We start from the raw sequence: 18665 nt of genomic DNA, 5'->3' as shown, positions 1-18665 counted from the left end.
GTCAGCCCACCTTGATGCGCGGGTCGACGACCGCATAGGTGATATCGGTCAGAAGATTGACGGCGATAACGCAGGCGCCGATGACGAGCGTCGCCCCCATGATGACGGGGTAGTCGCGGGTCTGCACGGCATCGACGAGCAAAAGCCCCATGCCCGGCCAGTTGAAGACGCTCTCGATGAAGATGGCGCCGCCGATGGCAAGCCCGATGGTGGAGCCGATCAGCGTCACAATCGGAAGAAGCGCATTGCGCAAGGCATGCTTGCTGATGACCCAGAACTCGCGAACGCCTTTGGCGCGGGCGGTGCGCACGTAATCCTGGTTCAGGACTTCGAGCAGCGAAGCGCGCATGTAACGCATGATCAATGCGGCCTGCGCAACAGACAGAAGTGCCGCCGGCAGGATCAGATGGTGGAGAAGATCGCCCACCGAGAATTCCTCGCCCGGCGTCAGCATGCCGCCGGATGGCATCCAGTGCAGGCGCACGGAGAAGATATAAAGGCCGATCAGCGCGCTGAGGAAGGCAGGGCTGGAAATCCCCGCAAGCGCAACCACCGACAGGGAGACATCGGCCAGCGAATTGCGGCGGACGGCGCCGATCACCCCGAAGGTGATGCCTGCGACGATGGCAAAGGCAAGTGCGGTGCCCATCAACAGCACTGTCGGGCCGATCCGTGACAGCACCAAGCCTAGAACCGGCTGATCGAGACGCTTGATCGAATAGCCGAGATTGCCGGTCAGCGCCTGCTGCAACCAGCCGAGATATTGCACGGGCAAAGGTTGATCGAGCCCGAGGCTTCGGCGCAGATCGGCAAGGTCTGACGGCGACATCGGCAGGTTTGGATCGATATAGGCATCGATCGGATCGCCGGGCGTCAGGCGCAGCAACAGGAAGATCAGCATGCTCAGCGCGACGAGCATGCCTATTCCTATGATCAGGCGTCTGAGACTGTATTGGAGCATCGGCAATCCGTCTTGTCAGGCCGTCTTGTGAGGGTGGCCGAGGCCACCCTCGAGGCTTTCCCGGAAAACGCCTATTCGGCGATCGACCATTTCTGCGGGTTGGCCTGGTAGGGGCCGCCGCCCGGCGCCGGCGTCCAGACGAAATCCTTCACCTTGGTCGAGACGATGCCGTAGCGGTTTGCCACCCAGAGCGTCGCCCAGGGCAGATTGGTGTTCATCACCTTGCAGACGTCCCGGTAGGCGGCTTCTCGCTTGGTGCTATCTGGCTCGGCCAAGGCACTATCGAGCGCCTTGGTGAGGTCAGGCATGCGAACCCTGGCGACATTCGGCCCGGCCGGAGGGATCTGCTTCTCGTTGAGGCCGACATTGATGCTTCCGGCATCCGGCCCGTTCTGCAGCCCGGCATAAACCATCTGGAACTGGGCAATGTCCGGCGTCGCATTGAGCACGATGCTATTATAGGTCGGCGCATCGACGGCGCGCGGGACGATGTTGATGCCGACCTGGGCAAGCATCGCCTGGACTGCGGCAAGCACGTTGGTTGCCAGCGGCGTGGTGTAATAGGTCAGAAGGGTGATCGGCTTGGCGCCATTGATCTGGTCCCAGCCGGCTTCGGTCAGCAGTTGCTTGGCCTTCTCAGGATCGTAGGCATAGGTGTCGATGCCCTTGGGTATTAGCTGGTCGGCGACATAGGCGCAATTGGCTGGCTTGGCCGCACCGCCATAGAGGCTCTGGATGATGGCATCGCGATTGATCGCGTACATCACCGCCTGGCGGACGCGCACGTCTTTCCAGAGCGGGGAATCGTGGTTGAAGCCGAGATAGTTAACGACGAAAGAGTTGCCTTCGATGACCTTGAAATCCTTGTTGTCCTTGAAGGTCGGCACGTCGTTGGAATCGACATAGGTGAACTGGATTTCGCCGGCTCTCAGCGCCGCAATCGCTGCGGCCGGGTTGGCGAAATAGCGATTGATGATACGTTCCAGGGCGGGTTTGCCACCGCGATAATCGATGTTTGCGGCAAGTTCGACATATTGATCCGAAACGTATTTGGTGAATTTGAACGGACCGGTGCCGATCGGGGCCGTGGACCACCAGGTGTTCTTCGCCAGCTGGTCGGCCGGAATCGAGGAGAGCGCGTGCTCGGGCAGCATCATCACCTTGGTCACCGTGTCGGGAAAACTGCTGCTGGGGGCGCTGAGCTTGATGACAACTGTGTGCTCATCCGGCGTCTCGACCGATGATATGCCCTTCAGCCGGGCGGCGAGCACCGAGCCGGTTTTCGCATCCATCGCAAGGCCCATTGTGAACTTCACGTCCTTGGCGGTGAACGGTTTGCCGTCATGCCATTTGGCGTCCACCAGCTTGAACGTGTAGGTCATCTGGTCCGAGCTGACCTCGTAGGAGCTTGCCAGCGCGCCGACGACCTTCTGCAGCTTCTCATCATAGGTGATCAGCGGTTCGTAGTAGACGCTGAGCCAGGTGAAGCCGGCGGTCGCGGCGAGCGGATTGAAGTTGCCCTGGAAGCCGCCGGGGCCGACATCGAAGCCGCCCGACAGCGTGGCTGCCTGAGCCTCAGCTGCACCCCCCGAAACGACAAGAGCCGGAACGGCAGCCGTCGACAGCAGGGCACCAAGCGCGATAACGGATAATCTAGACAGTCTTTTCATGTGTTCCTCCCACGTTTGAACTTGTCTTGTTGTTGGCAATCACCCGGGCAATGCCCTCGTAGTGACGATCCAGGCGTCTGCGCGCCTCCTCCAGATCTTTTGCCTCGATCGCATCGACGATGGCGGCATGGTCGCGCCACGTCGCCATCGGATCGGCATTTTCAAGGTTGACGAAATCCGACGCCTTGTAGAAGGCGAGCCAGAAGACATCGATCAACCGCACTAGCGTTTCATTGTCCTGGCAGCGAAACAGCAGTCGGTGGAACAGCTGGTCATCTTCCGCAAAGGTTTCGCCCCTCTCGGCATGGGCGCGCATCCGATTGACGGTGGCTCGCAACTCGGCGATGTCCTCCTCGCCGATCACGTCAATGGTTTTGCCGATCAATCCCACTTCCAGCGTGCGCCGGATTTCGAGGACCTCCTCGATCTGCCGCAGGGCGCCGCCGAGGCCGTAAGCGAGGTTGTCGAGAAGCGGCTCGAAGGAAAAGGCCTTCACGAAGATGCCGACGCCGCGCCGCGTCTCCAGCACGCCGAGCGATTCCAATGCCTTTATGCCTTCCCTCAGCGAATTGCGGCTGACGCCGAGCTGAGTGGCGAGTTCTCCCTCAGCCGGAAGCAGGGTTCCGGGCGCAAGGCCATTGTCGTCGATATAGGCTCGAAGACTTTCCTGCACGGAGACATGCAACAGCGGGGCGCGCGTCAGCGGCTTCATCGATTTCAATGTCATGCCCGGTCACTTTTCCGCATCATCGATAAGATGCATGTTACATATCGACTTGTAGGATATCTGTCAAATGGTCAGGCTTAGAAACGCCGACATCGAGCCCGACTTTGCGAAGAGGGCTTCTGCTATCTCGGCCAGGGCCGCAACATGACCGGCACCCTGAAGTACCGGTGGTAAGGCACGGCATTGGAGACAAACGGAGTGCTCCAGCGCCCGACCTTGATCGCTGACCATCCTGTCGCCGCGAGCTCGAATTCGTGCGTGCCTGAGCTATAATCTGCCGGGCGTCGGCGGCTGCGGCGAAGCCTGTCCGCTACCGGACGGGCGCCATTAAGGCAGATACCGGCTGCTGTTTGCCGAGACGCTTTCTGCTTGGCCCGTTGGCGAAACCAGCGCACACCCGCCACCGCGCGCAGGGGCAACCCAGTGATCACATCCAAAAGCCACAGCGACCGCTACGGAGCCCATCGGCATTGGTGAGGCTGAACTGTGGCCTCTCACGCCCCTTAAGCCTCAGCCTGCCGTGGTTGTCCGGGGACAACAGCAGCCCACTCGGCGATATCCGAGCATGCATGCTCAACAGCCGCCGCAGGAGATACCGGCCGGCGATGAAGGGAGCCCCATCCCGATCAAATCGGTAGGTCGATGCGCGCTCCCGTTCATCCGATGAAAGCGGCTGCATCCGTCGGTCCCAGTCGCCTTCGTTCCGGAATACTGCCAGAGCGCGATTTCAATCTCGGCAGGTTGATTTACTGGTTGCTGCATCGACCCGGTATGTGTTCGGTAGATCGAATTGCAAGCATGCAGCTGCTTGCCGAGCTCGCACTTGGCAGGACAGCTGCGTGAGCTGATCGGCATTTGCTGTGGCGATTGGCATTCCAACGCTTCTCAATGGCGAAATGACCGGAGGTGCCGATTCTGGTCGATGTCGACCGATTCAGCCTGTTATCGAGACTAACACCGGGTTATTTTCCGCTCGCGACACGTGTCATATTCCTCAGATTCAAGGAACTTAAAGTCGCGGTGCGCTTATTTGATCGCGTAAGTATGGATCTGCTTGGCAGATCTGAGGAAATAAAGCGGGATCATTGTTTAGTTAATACTAAATTATTGAATCCGGTGCGAAATTTTACATCAGCCGGCACGCCGGTCGTCGTAGTACCTTGGAGGAGACCCGCATGAAACGCCCGAGTATCAAGCAAGCCCTGATCTTAAAGCTGTCGGTCATCAGTCTGTTCATGGTGGGCCTGTCCTATATCTCGCTGACCACGATTTCGACGCTTCGTGCCAATACCGAGCAGATCGGGACCTTCTGGATGCAGCGGCTGGTGACGGCTCGCGAGATCAAGGATAACTTCCTCGACCTGAAATTAGTCTATGGACAATACCTTCTCGTGGACACGGCGGAGCAAAAAAAGGCCGGCCAGCAAGAGATCGATGCGGCTGGCGTTGAGCTGGACACGGTTGTCGCCGAATACGAAAAGGGTGTCCGCACGGAGCGTGGGCGCGAACTGATCAATCAGATCAAGCCGGAACTCGCCAAATATCGTGCCCTGGCAGAGCAAATGATCGCGTTTGAGAATGACGCGAAGACGCCTGAAGCTATCCGCCTCTTTAAGGAAAATATGGAGCCGCAAGCCGAGCTGGTGAACAAGGCAGTGGCGGATCTAGTCGCTTTCATTCTCAAACAGGCCGAAGGCTTTGTGACCGCGAGCGGTGATTCCGCGCAATCCGCCTTCCTGCTGACAGCCGCGATCGCAGGGCTGGCCGTGCTTCTTGCCATAGCCGGCATCTTCTTTGCGATATCAGGCATCGCCAACCCAATCCGAGACATTGCCTCCGCCATGAGGCGCTTGTCGGGTGGCGATCTTGACAGTGATATTCCCTATGCCGGTCGCGCCGATGAAGTCGGCGAAATGGCCGGTGCGGTTGAAATCTTCCGCCAGAATGCCCTCAATGTCGTCAGGCTCGAGAAGGAAGCGGCCGAATCCCGCAGAGAGAGCGAGGCAACGCGCGCCGCAGCCCAGCAGCGCGTTGAACGCGAGGCGGAACAATTGCGCTTCGCGACCACGACATTGGGCGAAGGTCTCCGGCGGCTTGCAGCAGGCGACATATCCTTCCAGCTTTCAGAGCAATTTTCGGCCGAGTATGAAGCGTTGCGCGGAGACTTCAACGCCTCGCTCCGGCAACTGGGTGCGACGATCGGCGCCGTGCTCGAGACGGTGCACAGCATCGATAATGGTACCGGTGAAATTGCATCTGCCGCGCAGGATCTGTCCAAGCGTACCGAACAACAGGCAGCCTCTCTCGAGGAGACGGCCGCAGCCCTGGATGAGATCACGTCGAATGTGACGATGTCGACCAAACGCACCGACGAGGCGCGCAACGTCGCCAAGGAAGCCGATATCAGCGCTCAGCGGTCGGCAACTGTCGTCTCGCAGGCGGAACAGGCCATGCGACGCATCGAAGACAGTTCACAGCAGATTTCGAACATCATTAGTGCAATCGATGAAATCGCCTTCCAGACGAACCTCCTGGCATTGAATGCCGGCGTTGAAGCTGCCCGTGCGGGTGAGGCGGGCAAAGGTTTTGCAGTGGTCGCACAGGAAGTCCGTGAGCTTGCCCAGCGCGCAGCTCAAGCGGCCAAGGAAATCAAAGGCTTTATTCAAAAGTCATCAACTGATGTGGAAAATGGCGTAAAACTGGTTCTCGAAACGGGAACGTCGCTCAAGTCGATCGGTGAGTATGTCGTGCAGATCAACCAACTCATGGATGCGATTGCCACATCGGCGCGTGAGCAGTCGACGGGACTTGCTGAGATCAACACGGCCGTCAATCAGATGGACCAAGCGACCCAGCAAAATGCGGCGATGGTTGAGCAGTCGACGGCTGCCGTAGCCTCATTGTCCTCCGAGGCAGGCCGCCTGCGGGATCTGGTCAACCAGTTTCAATTGGACGGAGACAAAAGCGCGGACGGGCAGCGCAGCGGACGGACCTTTGAAGGCAACGGGCCTATCCACTTGGTCGCTTCGCGGCGCGTGACGCAAAGATAAGGCGTAGCCGACTTCAGATCAGGGACATGAGACAACCCTGCCGGCGGTTCCAGTCGCGTTCGTTCCTTGAGCACTGGCCAGAGCGATTTCGATGCCGACGGGTTGGTTTCTGATTACCGCGTTGATCCAGTATGTGGCCCTGGGTCTGTTTTGTCCTGGTAGTCGCGACATCGAAAGCACTGCCGGCTATCGTCCGATACCGGTCAGCCATGCCGGCTTTTTCCGAATTCTGCCTCGACAGCTCCAACACTGCGGCCCAGTCGACGGCGACGATCTCCGCCGTTGGAAAGGCCTTCGCGATTTCGATCCCGAAGACGCCTGGACCTGCAGCGATGTCCAACATCTTTTGGGAGCGCTCGGCCAGCCGGAGATTTCGTCAGCCAGTATTTGGCGCTGAGACTCGTGAAGCAGCCCATGCCACGCGCAAACTTCAACCAGACTGGATTGTCCGCCGAAAGGTTTGCTAGTCCGGCCGAACCGCCATTGCGCACGACAGCGGCCGGATGGCGCATAAAATTATCGAGAATTTCGGGTGCCGCGACGAACTCGACGGCAGAGCCCATATAAGGCCGGCGAACTGCGATCGAGGAAAATTCTGGTCGAGGGCGTCATTCGGTACTGTTCGCCCTCCTTGGTCAGGAAGCCATGAACCACGAGATAGTAGCGGAGGATGCGCACCCCGGTCGGCTTTGCGGTGCGATGGAGATATACACAAATTTGCTTTCGCTTCTCTCCTGATCAGGTACCCCTCCGTTGAGGATCAGCCAGGTCAGTTCCGGTGACCGCCGCGAAAGCTTCAGCAGCGCCTGCGTGGCCTCTCGCCTACCTCAGGCCGCAATCTGGCATGCTACCGACTTTTGGTTTCTCGTTTCAATCGGCCGCCATGTGGATTTCAATTGGTCACGCCCTGACTTTCAATCGGTCATCACCGTAGTTTCAAAACAGTCATTAAAGGAATGAAGCTGTGGCGCTGTATCCAAGACTCGTCGAGCAACGCGTTGCCGATGCCATGTCAGACACGCGAGTCGTACTGATCGTCGGTCCCCGACAATCAGGAAAAACAACGTTGGCCAAGAAGATGGCCAACAAAGGGATGGAGTATTGCACGCTGGACAATGCGACGACCCTGGACGCAGCGCGACAGGATCCAGTTGACTTTGTAAGAGGTATGGATCGCGCCATCATCGATGAAATTCAGCGCGCTCCCGAGTTGTTGTTGGCCATCAAGGAAAGCGCGGATACCGACCAGCGCCCAGGGCGTTTCCTCCTGACCGGTTCAGCCAATCTAATGACGTTGCCACGCGTGGCAGACTCGCTTGCGGGGCGCATGGAGGTCGTACGATTGCTACCGCTTGCGCAAAGCGAGATCAGGACAGCCGACAGCAGCTTCCTGCGCGACGCCTTTCAAAACGAAGCCAAAGCCGGAGAACCAATCGCCGGAGACGACCTGATGGCGGCGGTGTTGGCCGGTGGATATCCCGAGGCATTGGGCCGTAAAACCCTGAGCCGCAGACAGGACTAGTATGCGATAATATCCAGGCGATCGTTCAACGCGACGTTCGCGATGTCGCGCAAATCGAGCAGATTGCTCAAATGCCGCGCCTGCTACGCATTCTGGCACAGCATTCGGGTCAGCTCGTGAACTATTCCGGAATTGGTGCGGCCATCGGTATGAACCACATCACAACGCAAAAATATGTCGGCATCTTCGAGAGCCTGTTCCTCGCTCGAACTGTGCAGCCCTGGTTTTCCAACCAAACTGAAACGCCTGACCAAAATACCGAAAATACATTTCCTCGATTCTGGTCTGCTCGCGTGTCTTCGGGACCTCTCTCTCGACCGCCTGCGCGACGACAGGGGTCAGTTCGGAGCATTGCTGGAGACTTTCGTGTTTGGGGAGATCCTAAAACTCGCCAGCGGCGGGCATACCCGCTTCGAGCTTTCGCATTTTCGTGACAAGCAACAGAACGAAGTCGATATCGTCATCGAAGACAGAAGAGGGAGGGTTGTCGATCGAGATAAAAGCGGCAGCATCCGTCTCGAGTTCCGATTTTTCCGCATTGCGAATTTTGGCCGAGGCATGTGGAGAACAATTTGTTTCAGGCATTGTCTTGTACGATCGTAACAAGGTGGTTCCATTCGGCGAACGCCTATCAGCCGTGCCAATTTCGGCGTTGTGGCATTAACGCCTGGGAATTTCGCTTCAATCTCCAGACGCGAGCATTCCTGAAATTCCGACGGTGTCGATGAAAATGGGCCGCAGGTTCGATTCCCTTCAAGGCGGCCAGATCATTGAAAGTCAGAATTCTATGAAATTGCATTCTATGCAGCGAGTTTGGTTTGTGTTTCCACACGGTCCGGGTCGTTTTCCGTATAAACGATGTTACAGACAGGTATGCTTGCTAATCACTTGGTTATCGCCCGGAGGGTGATTCTGGTTAGTTCCGATGGAGCGCCGAGCCTTAATGCGAATCCGGGCCACAGGCCTGTTCCGTTGTTTACGTACAACGTCATGGCTCCGATTTGGTATCGACCCGAAACAAAGCCTCCATTGGCGCGCGCGATCAAGCGGTCGAGGCCGAGAATCATGCCACCATGTGTATGCCCCGACAGCTGAATCGCCACACCAGAGGCGGCCGCTTTTTCGGCCATCATCGGCTGGTGATCGAGCAATAGGATGGGGGTGTTCGCAGGAGCTCCCTTGATTGCCGCCGCGAGGTCCGGCGGTGGAGCGCTGTGCCCGCGGGCCGACAAGTCGGTCACACCCGCCAGTACGATCTCGGCATTGCCTCTCCTGAGGACTACGTGGCTGTTAGACAGCATCCGCATGTCCAACATCTGGAGGTGGCGCATCCATTCTTGGTAATCGAAGAAATATTCGTGGTTCCCCGGAATTGCGTAGACACCGTCACGTGCCCTCAAACCCCAAAGCGGTGCGACATCGTCTTTGCGGTGAGCCACGTCACCGTCGATGAAGTCCCCGGTGATGACGATCAGGTCCGCATTGAGCGCATTGGTCCTCGATACGACCTCTTTAGTCCATGCGGCTGGGAACAGACGGCTGATGTGAAGGTCAGTCAACTGAATCAGCCGATAGCCATCAAATTCGGGAGACAATCCAGCGATGGCAATTTCTATGTCGTTTAGCGGTGGCACTCTGATTGCCTGGTTGACACCGTACGCTGACAGGCCAAGGGCCAAAACTCCGATGGCATATCGCAGACCTGCCGGGGCAGAGGGGAAGCCTCCCTTGAATGGGATGATCGCGAGTGAGACCACATCTAGCGCAATCTGAAACACTGCTAGCAACACGATCGCGCCGAAAAGGACATTGAAAGCAATGGCCAAAGGGCGCGGAAACTCTGGGTCGAAGACCGAGCCGGAAGAGAGACGACTAACCAGATGAAATTGCGAGGCTACCAACAAGAGGATCGCCAGGGATGCCTTTGCCGACCAAATCCATGGCAGTGGCTGAATGAATCGTACCACGACGACCAGCCAGGGAATTCCGAAAACGAGGTGGAACATCAGATGCTTTCATCTGGGTGGGCTGTCACCACAGCTTGTAAGTACTGTCAGCCCTAGGGGTGGCAGGCGACGCGTTCGTCGCAATGTTCAGGCCCGATCAGCGTGGACGATACTGCTGCATGAGCTTGCCAAATTTTCGCAGGCCCATTGCGTCGGCAATGGACGGCGATATGGCGTTCGCGAGCGTAAGCATTTTGAGCGTCCCGCCGCCCATGACGTGGACTTTACGACGTTCGCGGATGGTGGCGAGGATCTCGCGCGCGACCTGGTCGGGTTCGCATAAGGTCGACGCCCAGCTTGCTCCACATGTCGAAGAAAGGCGACTCGGCCTCGGTGTTGGAGGGAACAGGCCCAAAGAAGGAAAGCATTACGTTGGTCCCGGCAAGTTCGCGGTTGGCGCTTTGCACATAGCTCGCCAGCGCGCCGCGGCTCGCGGCATAGGAACTCATAAACGGCAGCGCCACCCGGCCGTCCATGGCACCGCCGACGTGGACAACCACTGCGTTACCGGCTTGCTTGCGCAGTCCAGGCAGGAAGGCCCGCGTCACGAACATAGGCCCCTTAACGTTGATCGCGAACAGATCGTCGATATCGGCCAAAGTGTATTCCTCAATAGCTTTGCGCGGCGAGATGCCCGCAAGGTTCACCACCGCATCGACCCGGCCGAGGTGCTCGAAGGCCACTGCCGCCAGCTTCCCCATGCTCGCCGGATCGGTGACGTCCGCGCGCTGGTAAATCGCCGAACCATCGTTCCGGCCGGTCAGCTTAGCGGCGTCGTTGTCGCTCCGAGCCGCGAGCACCAACCGGAAGCCCTCGGCCGCCAGGAGCTTAGCCAGCGCGTGACCAAGTCCTCCGGTCACACCGATGAGAACGGCGGTGGGCGCATCCTTGCCCTGCTTTGTAGCGGCTGGCCCAGTTCCGGTAGCGCCACCGGTAATCACAGGAGATTTTTCGTTCAGTTGCGTCATTTCGTGGTCCTTTTTTTGATCGGCATTGGTTACTATGAACGTATCTATTATGGGCAAAAAAATCAGGGCAAAAAGCTAACTGGCCTTGGCTCTGATTTTCGATACCACATCCGCCAACGTCGTCCGTCTGAGATGGCCATGGACGGCCTCCTCAGTGCCAACCAGCACGTCGCCCATGACTTCCTTGATGTTAGAGCTGATAATACACTCCTTGCTCACGGGATAAGCATGGATGGCAAAAGCATCTGGAGGGTTTACCGCCAGGTAGATGTCTAGGAGCGAAATCTTATTGGAGCTTCGTGCCAAGCCATAACCTCCCGACTTGCCAACAGTCGTCTTCGCGAGCTTCGCCTTCGAGAGTTTAACGAGGATTCTTTTAACGAAAACCGGGTTCGCATTCACGCTGCGTGCGAGAACCTCCGACGCGAAAACTCCTTCGTGATGTGCGATTGCCGCCATGACGTGGACGGCAATCGAAAATTGAGTGTTTACTGAAGCCATTTTCAGATACTATATTAGTATCCGTATGGATGCAAGAGCTGCGCGACGGCAAGGCTTTTCCATGCGAGCTTATGTAGCACTTTCGAAACTATGGGCAGCCGACATCCACGCGAGGATTCCCTCATCGCGGAATTTCGATCTTTCCTTTGGAAAGAAGTCCGCTGCCTCAGGCGGACTGCATCGACACGAGTATCTTCATTTTGCCCCCGTTCGGGTCCAGGAGTTCTCGGAAGCCCTTGTCGACGACGTCATCCATGGCGATTTCGTCATCGACGATCTTCTCGGCTGGATAGAGGCCGGTCCTCATCATCTCGAAAATTCGGGGCCAGATGGTCAGCGGGTAATTCAGCGATCCCCGTAGAGTGATGTCCCGCATCGTCAGTTCGAACGGACTGATCTCGGCGGGGCCGCCCATTAGCCCGACCTGAACGACGGTGCCCTGGGCGCGGACGGCCTGAAGGCAAGTCTGCAAGGCGCGGGGATGGCCCGCGCACTCAATCGCCGCGTCTACTCCGACGCCCTCCTCCGTCCCGTCCCTGATCGTGGACATGAAGTCCGGGGAACTAGGATCGAGCACCGTGACGTCGATCGAAAGCGCCGCGATGCGCGCACGACGGTTGGCATTCGGCTCGCTGACGAAAATCCGCGTCACACCTGCGGCGACAGCCGCGAGGACCACCAGCGCGCCGATCGGACCCGCGCCCGTTATAAGAAGGGTACCCCCAGGCGTCAGCCCTGATCGGTCAATGGCATGGACGGCTACCGCCGCCGGCTCGACGAGCGCGCCTTGCTGGTCCGTCACGTCGTCAGGCATGCGGATGGCGTTGTATTCGTGGACGATGGCGCGCTTCGCCATGCCGCCCCAAGGCCAGCTCAGTCCGACGACGGAAGCCTGAGGCCCCAGGAACGACAGGTTGCGGGTCCCGAAATAGTCGAGTCTTGGGCCGATCTGCGGCTGGATTGACACGCGGTCTCCAGGCTTCAGCGTCTCCACACCAGGGCCGATGGAGACGACTCGCGCCGCGAATTCGTGGCCCAGGATTTGAGGGAGGATGGCCCCGCTATAGCCGTTGGGCGACTTGGGAGTGAAGATCGGACCGGATTCGAACTCGTGCAGATCGGTCCCGCAGATGCCACAAAAGGTCGGCTCTACGATGACCTGGCCAAACTGGGGTGACGCGGGCTCGGCAGCCTCCTCCACTCGGACATCATGTTTCCCGTAGTAGCGTATAGCCTTCACCGCCAAATCCTCTCGACTTTCTGGGTCTTCGGGCCAGACTTTTGCGCGCGTTGGCAAGTGCCTTCAGAACCGCCTGGAAACTTTCGGTTGACAGATGTCGAGACCGCTAATGCGCTCCGCCCTCCATCCCGGTGTTTGGATAATACAAATGCTAAACCAGCAAATAAGAGCCCAAACCGGAAAACACTTTCCCGGCGCATGCAAAAGATTCAGGCGGGAGATTGCGCGGTGCGAATCTGGCTGAAAGCCGCGGGTAGGCGCTTATCAGAAGCTTCCAACCTCGCGCTCAGCAACTTGGTGTCAATGTGCAACAAGCGGCCCGTCGCGTTTTACAAATACGCCCGCGACCATCCCTGCGTCTACGTTGCCACTGTTGGCGTTCATGATTAGGGTGCTGACGGGATCAAGCAGGGGTATGGCCGGCCGCATTGGAGTTGATAAGCCGTGACATGAACATGCTGAGGCAAATTCCCAAACAAGGTCGTCGAGATTGGCGTTGAAGGAGCACCAGCGCTGGTCGAACGCTGCGCGATGTCCAGAGGCTCATTTCCCAAGGCCCTGTTCAGTCAAGGGCTCCTTGTCGCCCTTTCTCCGCCAGGAAATCCACGACGGTTCGAACCCGCGGCAGCAGATGGCGCGTCACCGGCCAGATGGCGTAGACGGACACTGGAACATCTGCGATCTGCTGCAGAACTGACGTCAAAGTTCCCTTCTCCAAATGCGCCCGCACGAGCGAACGGGGCATTTGGCAGAGCCCCAGACCAGCCAACGCCGCCTGCACGATCGCCTCTCCGTCACCGAACTGGTGACTGACAGGGGGCAAATATCGAACCGCAGCGCCGTCTGAACCCTTGATGCGCCAGCTTGCTGAATTGCCTCCGAAGCCGCAGATGCAATCGTGTTGTTGAAGATCGGCGACGCTTTGAGGTGTTCCCCGTGCTGCTAAGTATGAGGACGACGCTACAACGACGGAAGGTTGCTCAGTAAGCTTCTTGGATATTAGCCCGGTGCAGTCGCGAGTTTCACCGAACCGGATTGTGAGGTCGACACCCTCTTCGACGGGATCGACGATCTTGTCGTTAAACGAGAGGGACAGCGTCAGACCCGTGTAGGCTCTGGAAAAATCCAGCAGCAAAGGCATGAGAATCTGCCGTCCGAACGCTGCGGGAGCGTCGATCCGCAATCGTCCTGAAATCACCTGGCTTTTTGAGAGCAGCGTTGTCTCCGCCGCTGCTATTTCCCCAAGCGCATGTCGCACGCTCGCATAATAGGCTTCACCATCGGGAGTTAGACTCAACCGCCGTGTGCTCCGGTGCAGCAGTTTGATACCCAAGCGCTCTTCAAGCTTCGTCACGCTTTTGCCGACCGCAGACTTCGTAATACCCAATTTGGCGGCCGCCGCCGTGAAGCTGAGAGTTTCTGCGGAGTGCAGAAATGCAATAACTCCATTCAACTGGTCGATCTGGGTCATTGTAAACTTTCACTCCACATACTGGAGAAATTGAAACCCTTCTGTTCCAGCAAGGTTACATTAAGCTATAGCGCACGCGCAAGAAAAGTCGAACATCGCAATGGTCTTCGCGCTCAACGCAAGAATGTCGGGCCATGGATCGTCTCACAGAGATCGAAGTCTTCATACAGATCGCGGAGTGTGGCAGTATCACTAGGGCCGCGGACGCGTTGGACATGTCAGTCTCGGCCGCGAGCAGAAGCCTGCAATCTCTCGAGGAGCGTCTCAACGCTCGGCTGGTGCAACGGACCACTCGACATCTAAGTCTGACCAGCGAAGGGGAACTGTACTATCAACGCGGCAAGGAGCTGGTGGCGGGGATGCTCGATGCGGAAGCGAGCGTCAGCGAAGGCGCGTTGAGTCCAAGCGGGTTGCTGCGGATAAGCGCTTCGATGTCGTTCTGCCTATTGCACCTCAGCCCGCTCATTCCAGCGTTCACTCGAGCCTATCCTAAGGTGAGGGTCGAGGTACTGGTTTCCAATCGGTATTATGATTTGATCGAAAACGGGGTCGACCTGGCGATTCGTACGCGTCGCGTGGAGGCAGATTCGTCGGTCACCATCCGCCGCCTCGCTGAAACCAGGCGACTGCTTGCAGCGTCGCCCGAGTACTTGGCAAAGCGTGGCGCGCCACTCAATCCCGATCAGCTCGCCGAGCACGACTTGCTCCTCTACACGTTGGCCGACAATTGGAACCATCTCACCTTCAAGAAGAATGGCGAAACCATCACAAAGCCGGTCAACGGCGTACTCAACTCGAACGAAGGCCAGATCATACGTAAGGCCGCTTTGGACGGCCTCGGGATTCTGGCTCAGCCGACCTACATCATAAATGATGATTTAGAGTCGGGTAGGCTGGTGCGAGTGATGGACGACTGGGATCTGCCGCGGCTGACCATGAATATCGCCTATCCGACCCGTCACCACCTTCCTGCCAAGACCCGCCTATTCATCGACTTTTTGGTCAGGGAGTTTAAGAACAGCGACTACGAGGCCAAATGGACGGCTTAGGTTCGTCGGATGAATAAGCTCGCCATCCTTGGGACGATAACAGCTTGGCAATTGCCGTGCTGTAGACCCGTCGCCGTTTGAAGCGCTTCAGGTCACCGCGACAGCTTTAGCGTTTCGTCCGGTCCATGATCCGATCGCCAACATTTTCCGCATTCGCTGCTAGGATATCGCTTCAGTTCACCATCGAGAGCTACGAGACGTGGCTATGCAGATTTGGCGCGACATTATGCGCCTTCAAGCCGCTTAACTCCCGCAAACCTTTCCCATCCTTGGCCGGGGTTTGTTAACTTTACGATGCCGTTGGTGAACTGGCGACATGCGTTAGGGCGCGATCCAGTCGCCTCGAAGGTCCCGCCAATGTCACGGCCGCCGGTACAATCACCGTAAGATTTTTGCAGCTACTGCAATACTGTTTTGTTCTGCCCCTGGTTCATCCCGAGTAGACAAAAATGCATAACATTGGCTCGGAGTTGGAGAGAGAAGACGGTGGTGCAGCCGCACCCGGCCAGCTGCCAAGCAGACCGCTCTTGGTCACCATGAGGAGGAAAATATGAACAATCGTGTATTAAAGGCGGCGTTGCTTGCCGGTTTGGCTGTCTCGGCCACTCTGGGCTTCGTCGGAACTGCCCTGGCGGATGGGGAGAAATACGTTCTCATCCATCATTCGCCCGACAGCGAGACGTTCTGGAACACCGTGAAGAACGGTGCCAGCCTGGCAGCAAAAGAAGTCGGCGCGACCGTGACCTTCCGCAACCCGCCGACCGGCGACCTGGCCGACATGGTGCGCATCATCCAGCAGACCACCGCCGAGAAGCCTGACGGGATCATCGTCACTATTCCCGATGTCGAGACGGTCGGTGGCGCCATCGAAGACGCGGTTGCCAAGGGCATCCCTGTTGTCACGATGAACACCGGTACGGCAGAAGAATCCAAGAAGCTCGGCGCCCTGCTTCATGTCGGACAGCCCGAATTCGACGCCGGCAAGGGAGCCGGTGAGCGCGCGAAGGCTGCGGGCACCACGTCGTTCCTCTGCGTCAACAGTCTCTTCCCCAACGTCGCAGGGCAGCAGCGTTGCGAGGGCTTTGCGGCCGGCCTGGGTGTGCCACTCGGCGGACAGATGATCGACTCGGGCACCGACGCGACCGAAATCGCCAACCGTGTAAAGGCGTATCTTTCCAATCATGCGGATACGGGCGCCGTTCTGACCCTTGGGCCGATGACTGCCCTGCCTACCATCAAGGCGCTCAAGGATACCGGTTTGGCCGGCACGATCTTCTTCGCGACATTCGATCTCACGCCGGAGATCTCGCAGGCGATCAAGGATGGCGTCATCAACTTCGCCATCGACCAGCAGCCGTTCCTTCAGGGCTATCTGCCGGTGATCACCCTCACCAACGACCTTCGCTACGGCGTCCTGCAGGCGAACTCGGTGTTGTCCGGACCCGGCTTCGTGACGAAGGACAATCTGGCTCTCGTCCAGTCGCTTGCCGGCAAATACCGGTAAGCGGACGACCTCCCGGACGGAAGCGGCGATCGCCGCTTCCGTTTGGCCCTTACGACAGTTTCAGGTGATCGCAATGAGCACGACAATCAGCGCTGACGAGCGCGTTAAACAGACGTCAACTCTCCGACGGGCGCTCGTCCGCCCGGAACTCGGGGCCATGGGCGGCACCATTGCGGTGTTCGCATTCTTCCTCATCCTTGCGGGCAACACGCAAATGTTTGCCATCGACGGGATCATGAACTGGAGCACCGTTTCGGCGCAATTCGTCGTCCTCGCTGTCGGTGTCTCGCTGCTGATGATTACCGGCGAGTTCGATCTCTCGCTCGGTTCGATGGTCGGCTTCTCCGGTATGGTCTTCGGTCTGCTGGTTATCTACGTCGGCTTGCCTGCTTGGGCGGCCATCGGCGTCACGGTACTTGCTTGCGGTCTGATTGGGGCGATCAATGGCCTGCTGGTCATCCGCACCGGCCTGCCATCATTCATCGTCACGCTTGCCTTTATGTTCATCTTGCGCGGTATGACGATCTGGAGCGCTATCACCTTCAATAGGCAGCCGGTGGTGTCGGGAATTGCCGATATCGCCGTTGGCGATCCCATCGCCTGGTTCTTTGGCGGCAAGGCGCTTGGAGGGCTGTTCTCATGGCTCGGCCAGCAGGGGTGGATTGCGACCTATACCCGCGGTACCCGAATGGGACAGCCGATCGTTGACGGCATCCCGATGTTGATCATCTGGGCTATCGTCATGGTGATCGTCGGTCAGTGGGTGCTCACAAGGACCAGGTTCGGCAACTGGATCTACGCGGCCGGCGGCGACCCGCAGGCTGCACGTTATATCGGCGTACCTGTCGCCCGCGTGAAGGTGGCGATGTTCATCGTTGCGGCGTTGTGCGCCACGCTCTTGGGAATTTCCCAGGCGGTGGAGTTCGGCTCGGCTGCCTCCGACCGGGGCATGATGAAGGAGTTCGAGGCAATCATTTGTGTGGTCATTGGGGGCGCCTTGTTGACGGGCGGGTATGGCTCCGTCGTTGGCGCAGCGCTAGGAGCCGTCATCTTCGGCGTCGTGCAGCAGGGTCTGTTCTTCACCAATGTCGAGAGTTCCCTGTTCCGGGTATTCCTCGGATCGATCCTCCTCGCCGCCGTTATCGCCAACACTTACATCCGCCGCGCGATCACCGGAGAGCGATGATGTCCGCACCAATTCTTGAAATGACCGATATCCAGAAGCACTTCGGTCACATTATTGCCCTCTCGGGCGTGTCCTTCGATGTCAAGGCAGGCGAGTGTCACTGCCTGCTCGGCGACAATGGCGCGGGCAAGTCGACATTCATTAAGACGATGTCCGGTGTACATGCTCCCACGCACGGCGAGATGAAAATCCAAGGCGAGCCGGTCCACTTCACCAGCCCCCGGGCGGCGCTGGCGGCGGGAATCGCAACAGTCTACCAGGACTTGGCAATGATCCCGCTGATGAGCGTGAGCCGCAACTTCTGGCTTGGCCGTGAACCCGAAACCGGCTTTGGCCCGTTCAAGCGGATCGACTTCAAGAAGGCCGATGCAATCACGTTCGAACAGATGCGCGAAATGGGCATCAACCTGCGTGAGCCCGGACAATCCGTCGGGACGCTCTCGGGCGGCGAGCGCCAGACGGTGGCAATCGCTCGCGCGGTCTATTTCGGCGCCAAGGTTCTCATATTGGATGAACCGACATCCGCCCTGGGCGTGCGTCAGACGGCCAATGTCCTGTCGACCATCGACCGTGTGCGGAAGAAGGGGGTAGGGGTGGTGTTCATCACCCACAACGTCCGACATGCCCTTGCTGTCGGCGATCGCTTTACCGTCCTCAATCGCGGCAAGACCCTCGGCACGGCCGATCGCGGCCATATTTCCTCCGAGGAGCTTCAAAGCCTGATGGCAGGCGGGCAGGAGCTCGCCGAGCTCGAAGCCTCGCTCGGAAAGACGGTGTAGCGTTCCCGATCGAATGGCTCGGCCGTAGGGA

General features: G+C 58.3%; 14 protein-coding genes and 3 pseudogenes. 7 read left to right on the top strand and 10 right to left on the bottom strand.

The genetic code is table 11. The features are described 5' to 3' along the window. Position 1: 1 nt before the first annotated feature. From N2600_RS25410 to N2600_RS25395, 4 genes and pseudogenes are all read right to left on the bottom strand, one after another. Entirely contained in the window at positions 2–961 is a 960-nt protein-coding gene (locus tag N2600_RS25410) for an ABC transporter permease (RefSeq protein ID WP_260299250.1), read from the bottom strand. A gap of 71 nt (positions 962–1032) precedes the next feature. Then, on the bottom strand, positions 1033–2631 hold the full coding sequence (locus N2600_RS25405; RefSeq protein WP_260299249.1) for an ABC transporter substrate-binding protein: 1599 nt from the start codon (positions 2629–2631) through the stop codon (positions 1033–1035). Further along, positions 2615–3358 carry a FadR/GntR family transcriptional regulator gene (locus N2600_RS25400; RefSeq protein WP_003550551.1) on the bottom strand — a complete coding sequence of 248 codons (744 nt, stop codon included), beginning with the start codon at positions 3356–3358 and terminating at the stop codon, positions 2615–2617. Before N2600_RS25400 ends, N2600_RS25405 begins: the two co-directional genes overlap by 17 nt. A 423-nt stretch (positions 3359–3781) precedes the next feature. Then, a pseudogene (locus tag N2600_RS25395) lies at positions 3782–4120 on the bottom strand (4'-phosphopantetheinyl transferase family protein); the annotation flags it as partial. Positions 4121–4533: 413 nt separating this feature from the next. Here N2600_RS25395 and N2600_RS25390 point away from each other — a divergent pair. After that, positions 4534–6408, top strand: coding sequence for a HAMP domain-containing methyl-accepting chemotaxis protein (locus tag N2600_RS25390; RefSeq protein ID WP_162115842.1), 1875 nt, complete (start codon positions 4534–4536; stop codon positions 6406–6408). A 166-nt stretch (positions 6409–6574) separates the two neighbouring features. On the opposite strand, the pseudogene N2600_RS25385 reads toward N2600_RS25390, so the two are convergent. Beyond that, a pseudogene (locus tag N2600_RS25385) lies at positions 6575–7095 on the bottom strand (methyltransferase); the annotation flags it as partial. Positions 7096–7372: 277 nt separating this feature from the next. Between N2600_RS25385 and N2600_RS34640 the strand changes: the two are divergent. Together N2600_RS34640 and N2600_RS34635 are read left to right on the top strand one after the other, a co-directional pair. Then, entirely contained in the window at positions 7373–7930 is a 558-nt protein-coding gene (locus N2600_RS34640) for an ATP-binding protein (protein WP_445944949.1), read from the top strand. 71 nt (positions 7931–8001) lie between these two features. Next, a pseudogene (locus tag N2600_RS34635) lies at positions 8002–8533 on the top strand (DUF4143 domain-containing protein). A 281-nt stretch (positions 8534–8814) separates the two neighbouring features. On the opposite strand, the gene N2600_RS25375 reads toward N2600_RS34635, so the two are convergent. From N2600_RS25375 to N2600_RS25355, 5 genes are all read right to left on the bottom strand, one after another. Further along, positions 8815–9936 carry a metallophosphoesterase gene (locus tag N2600_RS25375; RefSeq protein ID WP_222281274.1) on the bottom strand — a complete coding sequence of 374 codons (1122 nt, stop codon included), beginning with the start codon at positions 9934–9936 and terminating at the stop codon, positions 8815–8817. A 224-nt stretch (positions 9937–10160) separates the two neighbouring features. Then, positions 10161–10904, bottom strand: coding sequence for an SDR family oxidoreductase (locus tag N2600_RS25370; protein WP_260299248.1), 744 nt, complete (start codon positions 10902–10904; stop codon positions 10161–10163). Positions 10905–10979: 75 nt separating this feature from the next. Beyond that, entirely contained in the window at positions 10980–11405 is a 426-nt protein-coding gene (locus tag N2600_RS25365) for an RrF2 family transcriptional regulator (protein WP_222281276.1), read from the bottom strand. Positions 11406–11571: 166 nt separating this feature from the next. Next, entirely contained in the window at positions 11572–12645 is a 1074-nt protein-coding gene (locus N2600_RS25360) for a zinc-binding dehydrogenase (RefSeq protein ID WP_222281277.1), read from the bottom strand. 562 nt (positions 12646–13207) lie between these two features. Then, positions 13208–14116, bottom strand: coding sequence for a LysR family transcriptional regulator (locus tag N2600_RS25355; RefSeq protein ID WP_260299247.1), 909 nt, complete (start codon positions 14114–14116; stop codon positions 13208–13210). A gap of 134 nt (positions 14117–14250) precedes the next feature. On the opposite strand from N2600_RS25355, the gene N2600_RS25350 reads away from it, so the two are divergent. The 4 genes from N2600_RS25350 to N2600_RS25335 all read left to right on the top strand — a co-directional run bounded on the left by N2600_RS25350 (position 14251) and on the right by N2600_RS25335 (position 18634). Then, entirely contained in the window at positions 14251–15165 is a 915-nt protein-coding gene (locus N2600_RS25350; RefSeq protein ID WP_222281279.1) for a LysR family transcriptional regulator, read from the top strand. 550 nt (positions 15166–15715) lie between these two features. Beyond that, complete coding sequence (locus N2600_RS25345; protein ID WP_222281280.1) at positions 15716–16669, top strand: sugar ABC transporter substrate-binding protein; 954 nt, start codon at positions 15716–15718, stop codon at positions 16667–16669. Positions 16670–16742: 73 nt separating this feature from the next. Further along, positions 16743–17855 carry an ABC transporter permease gene (locus tag N2600_RS25340; RefSeq protein ID WP_222281281.1) on the top strand — a complete coding sequence of 371 codons (1113 nt, stop codon included), beginning with the start codon at positions 16743–16745 and terminating at the stop codon, positions 17853–17855. Then, positions 17855–18634: an ATP-binding cassette domain-containing protein gene (locus tag N2600_RS25335; protein WP_027664439.1), complete on the top strand. Its 780-nt coding sequence runs from the start codon at positions 17855–17857 to the stop codon at positions 18632–18634. Before N2600_RS25340 ends, N2600_RS25335 begins: the two co-directional genes overlap by 1 nt. Positions 18635–18665 lie beyond the last annotated feature (31 nt).

The sequence above is a fragment of the Rhizobium sp. WSM1274 genome (assembly GCF_025200775.1).
Taxonomy (GTDB): Bacteria; Pseudomonadota; Alphaproteobacteria; order Rhizobiales; family Rhizobiaceae; genus Rhizobium; species Rhizobium leguminosarum_I.
This window is presented reverse-complemented; position numbering and strand designations above follow the sequence as displayed.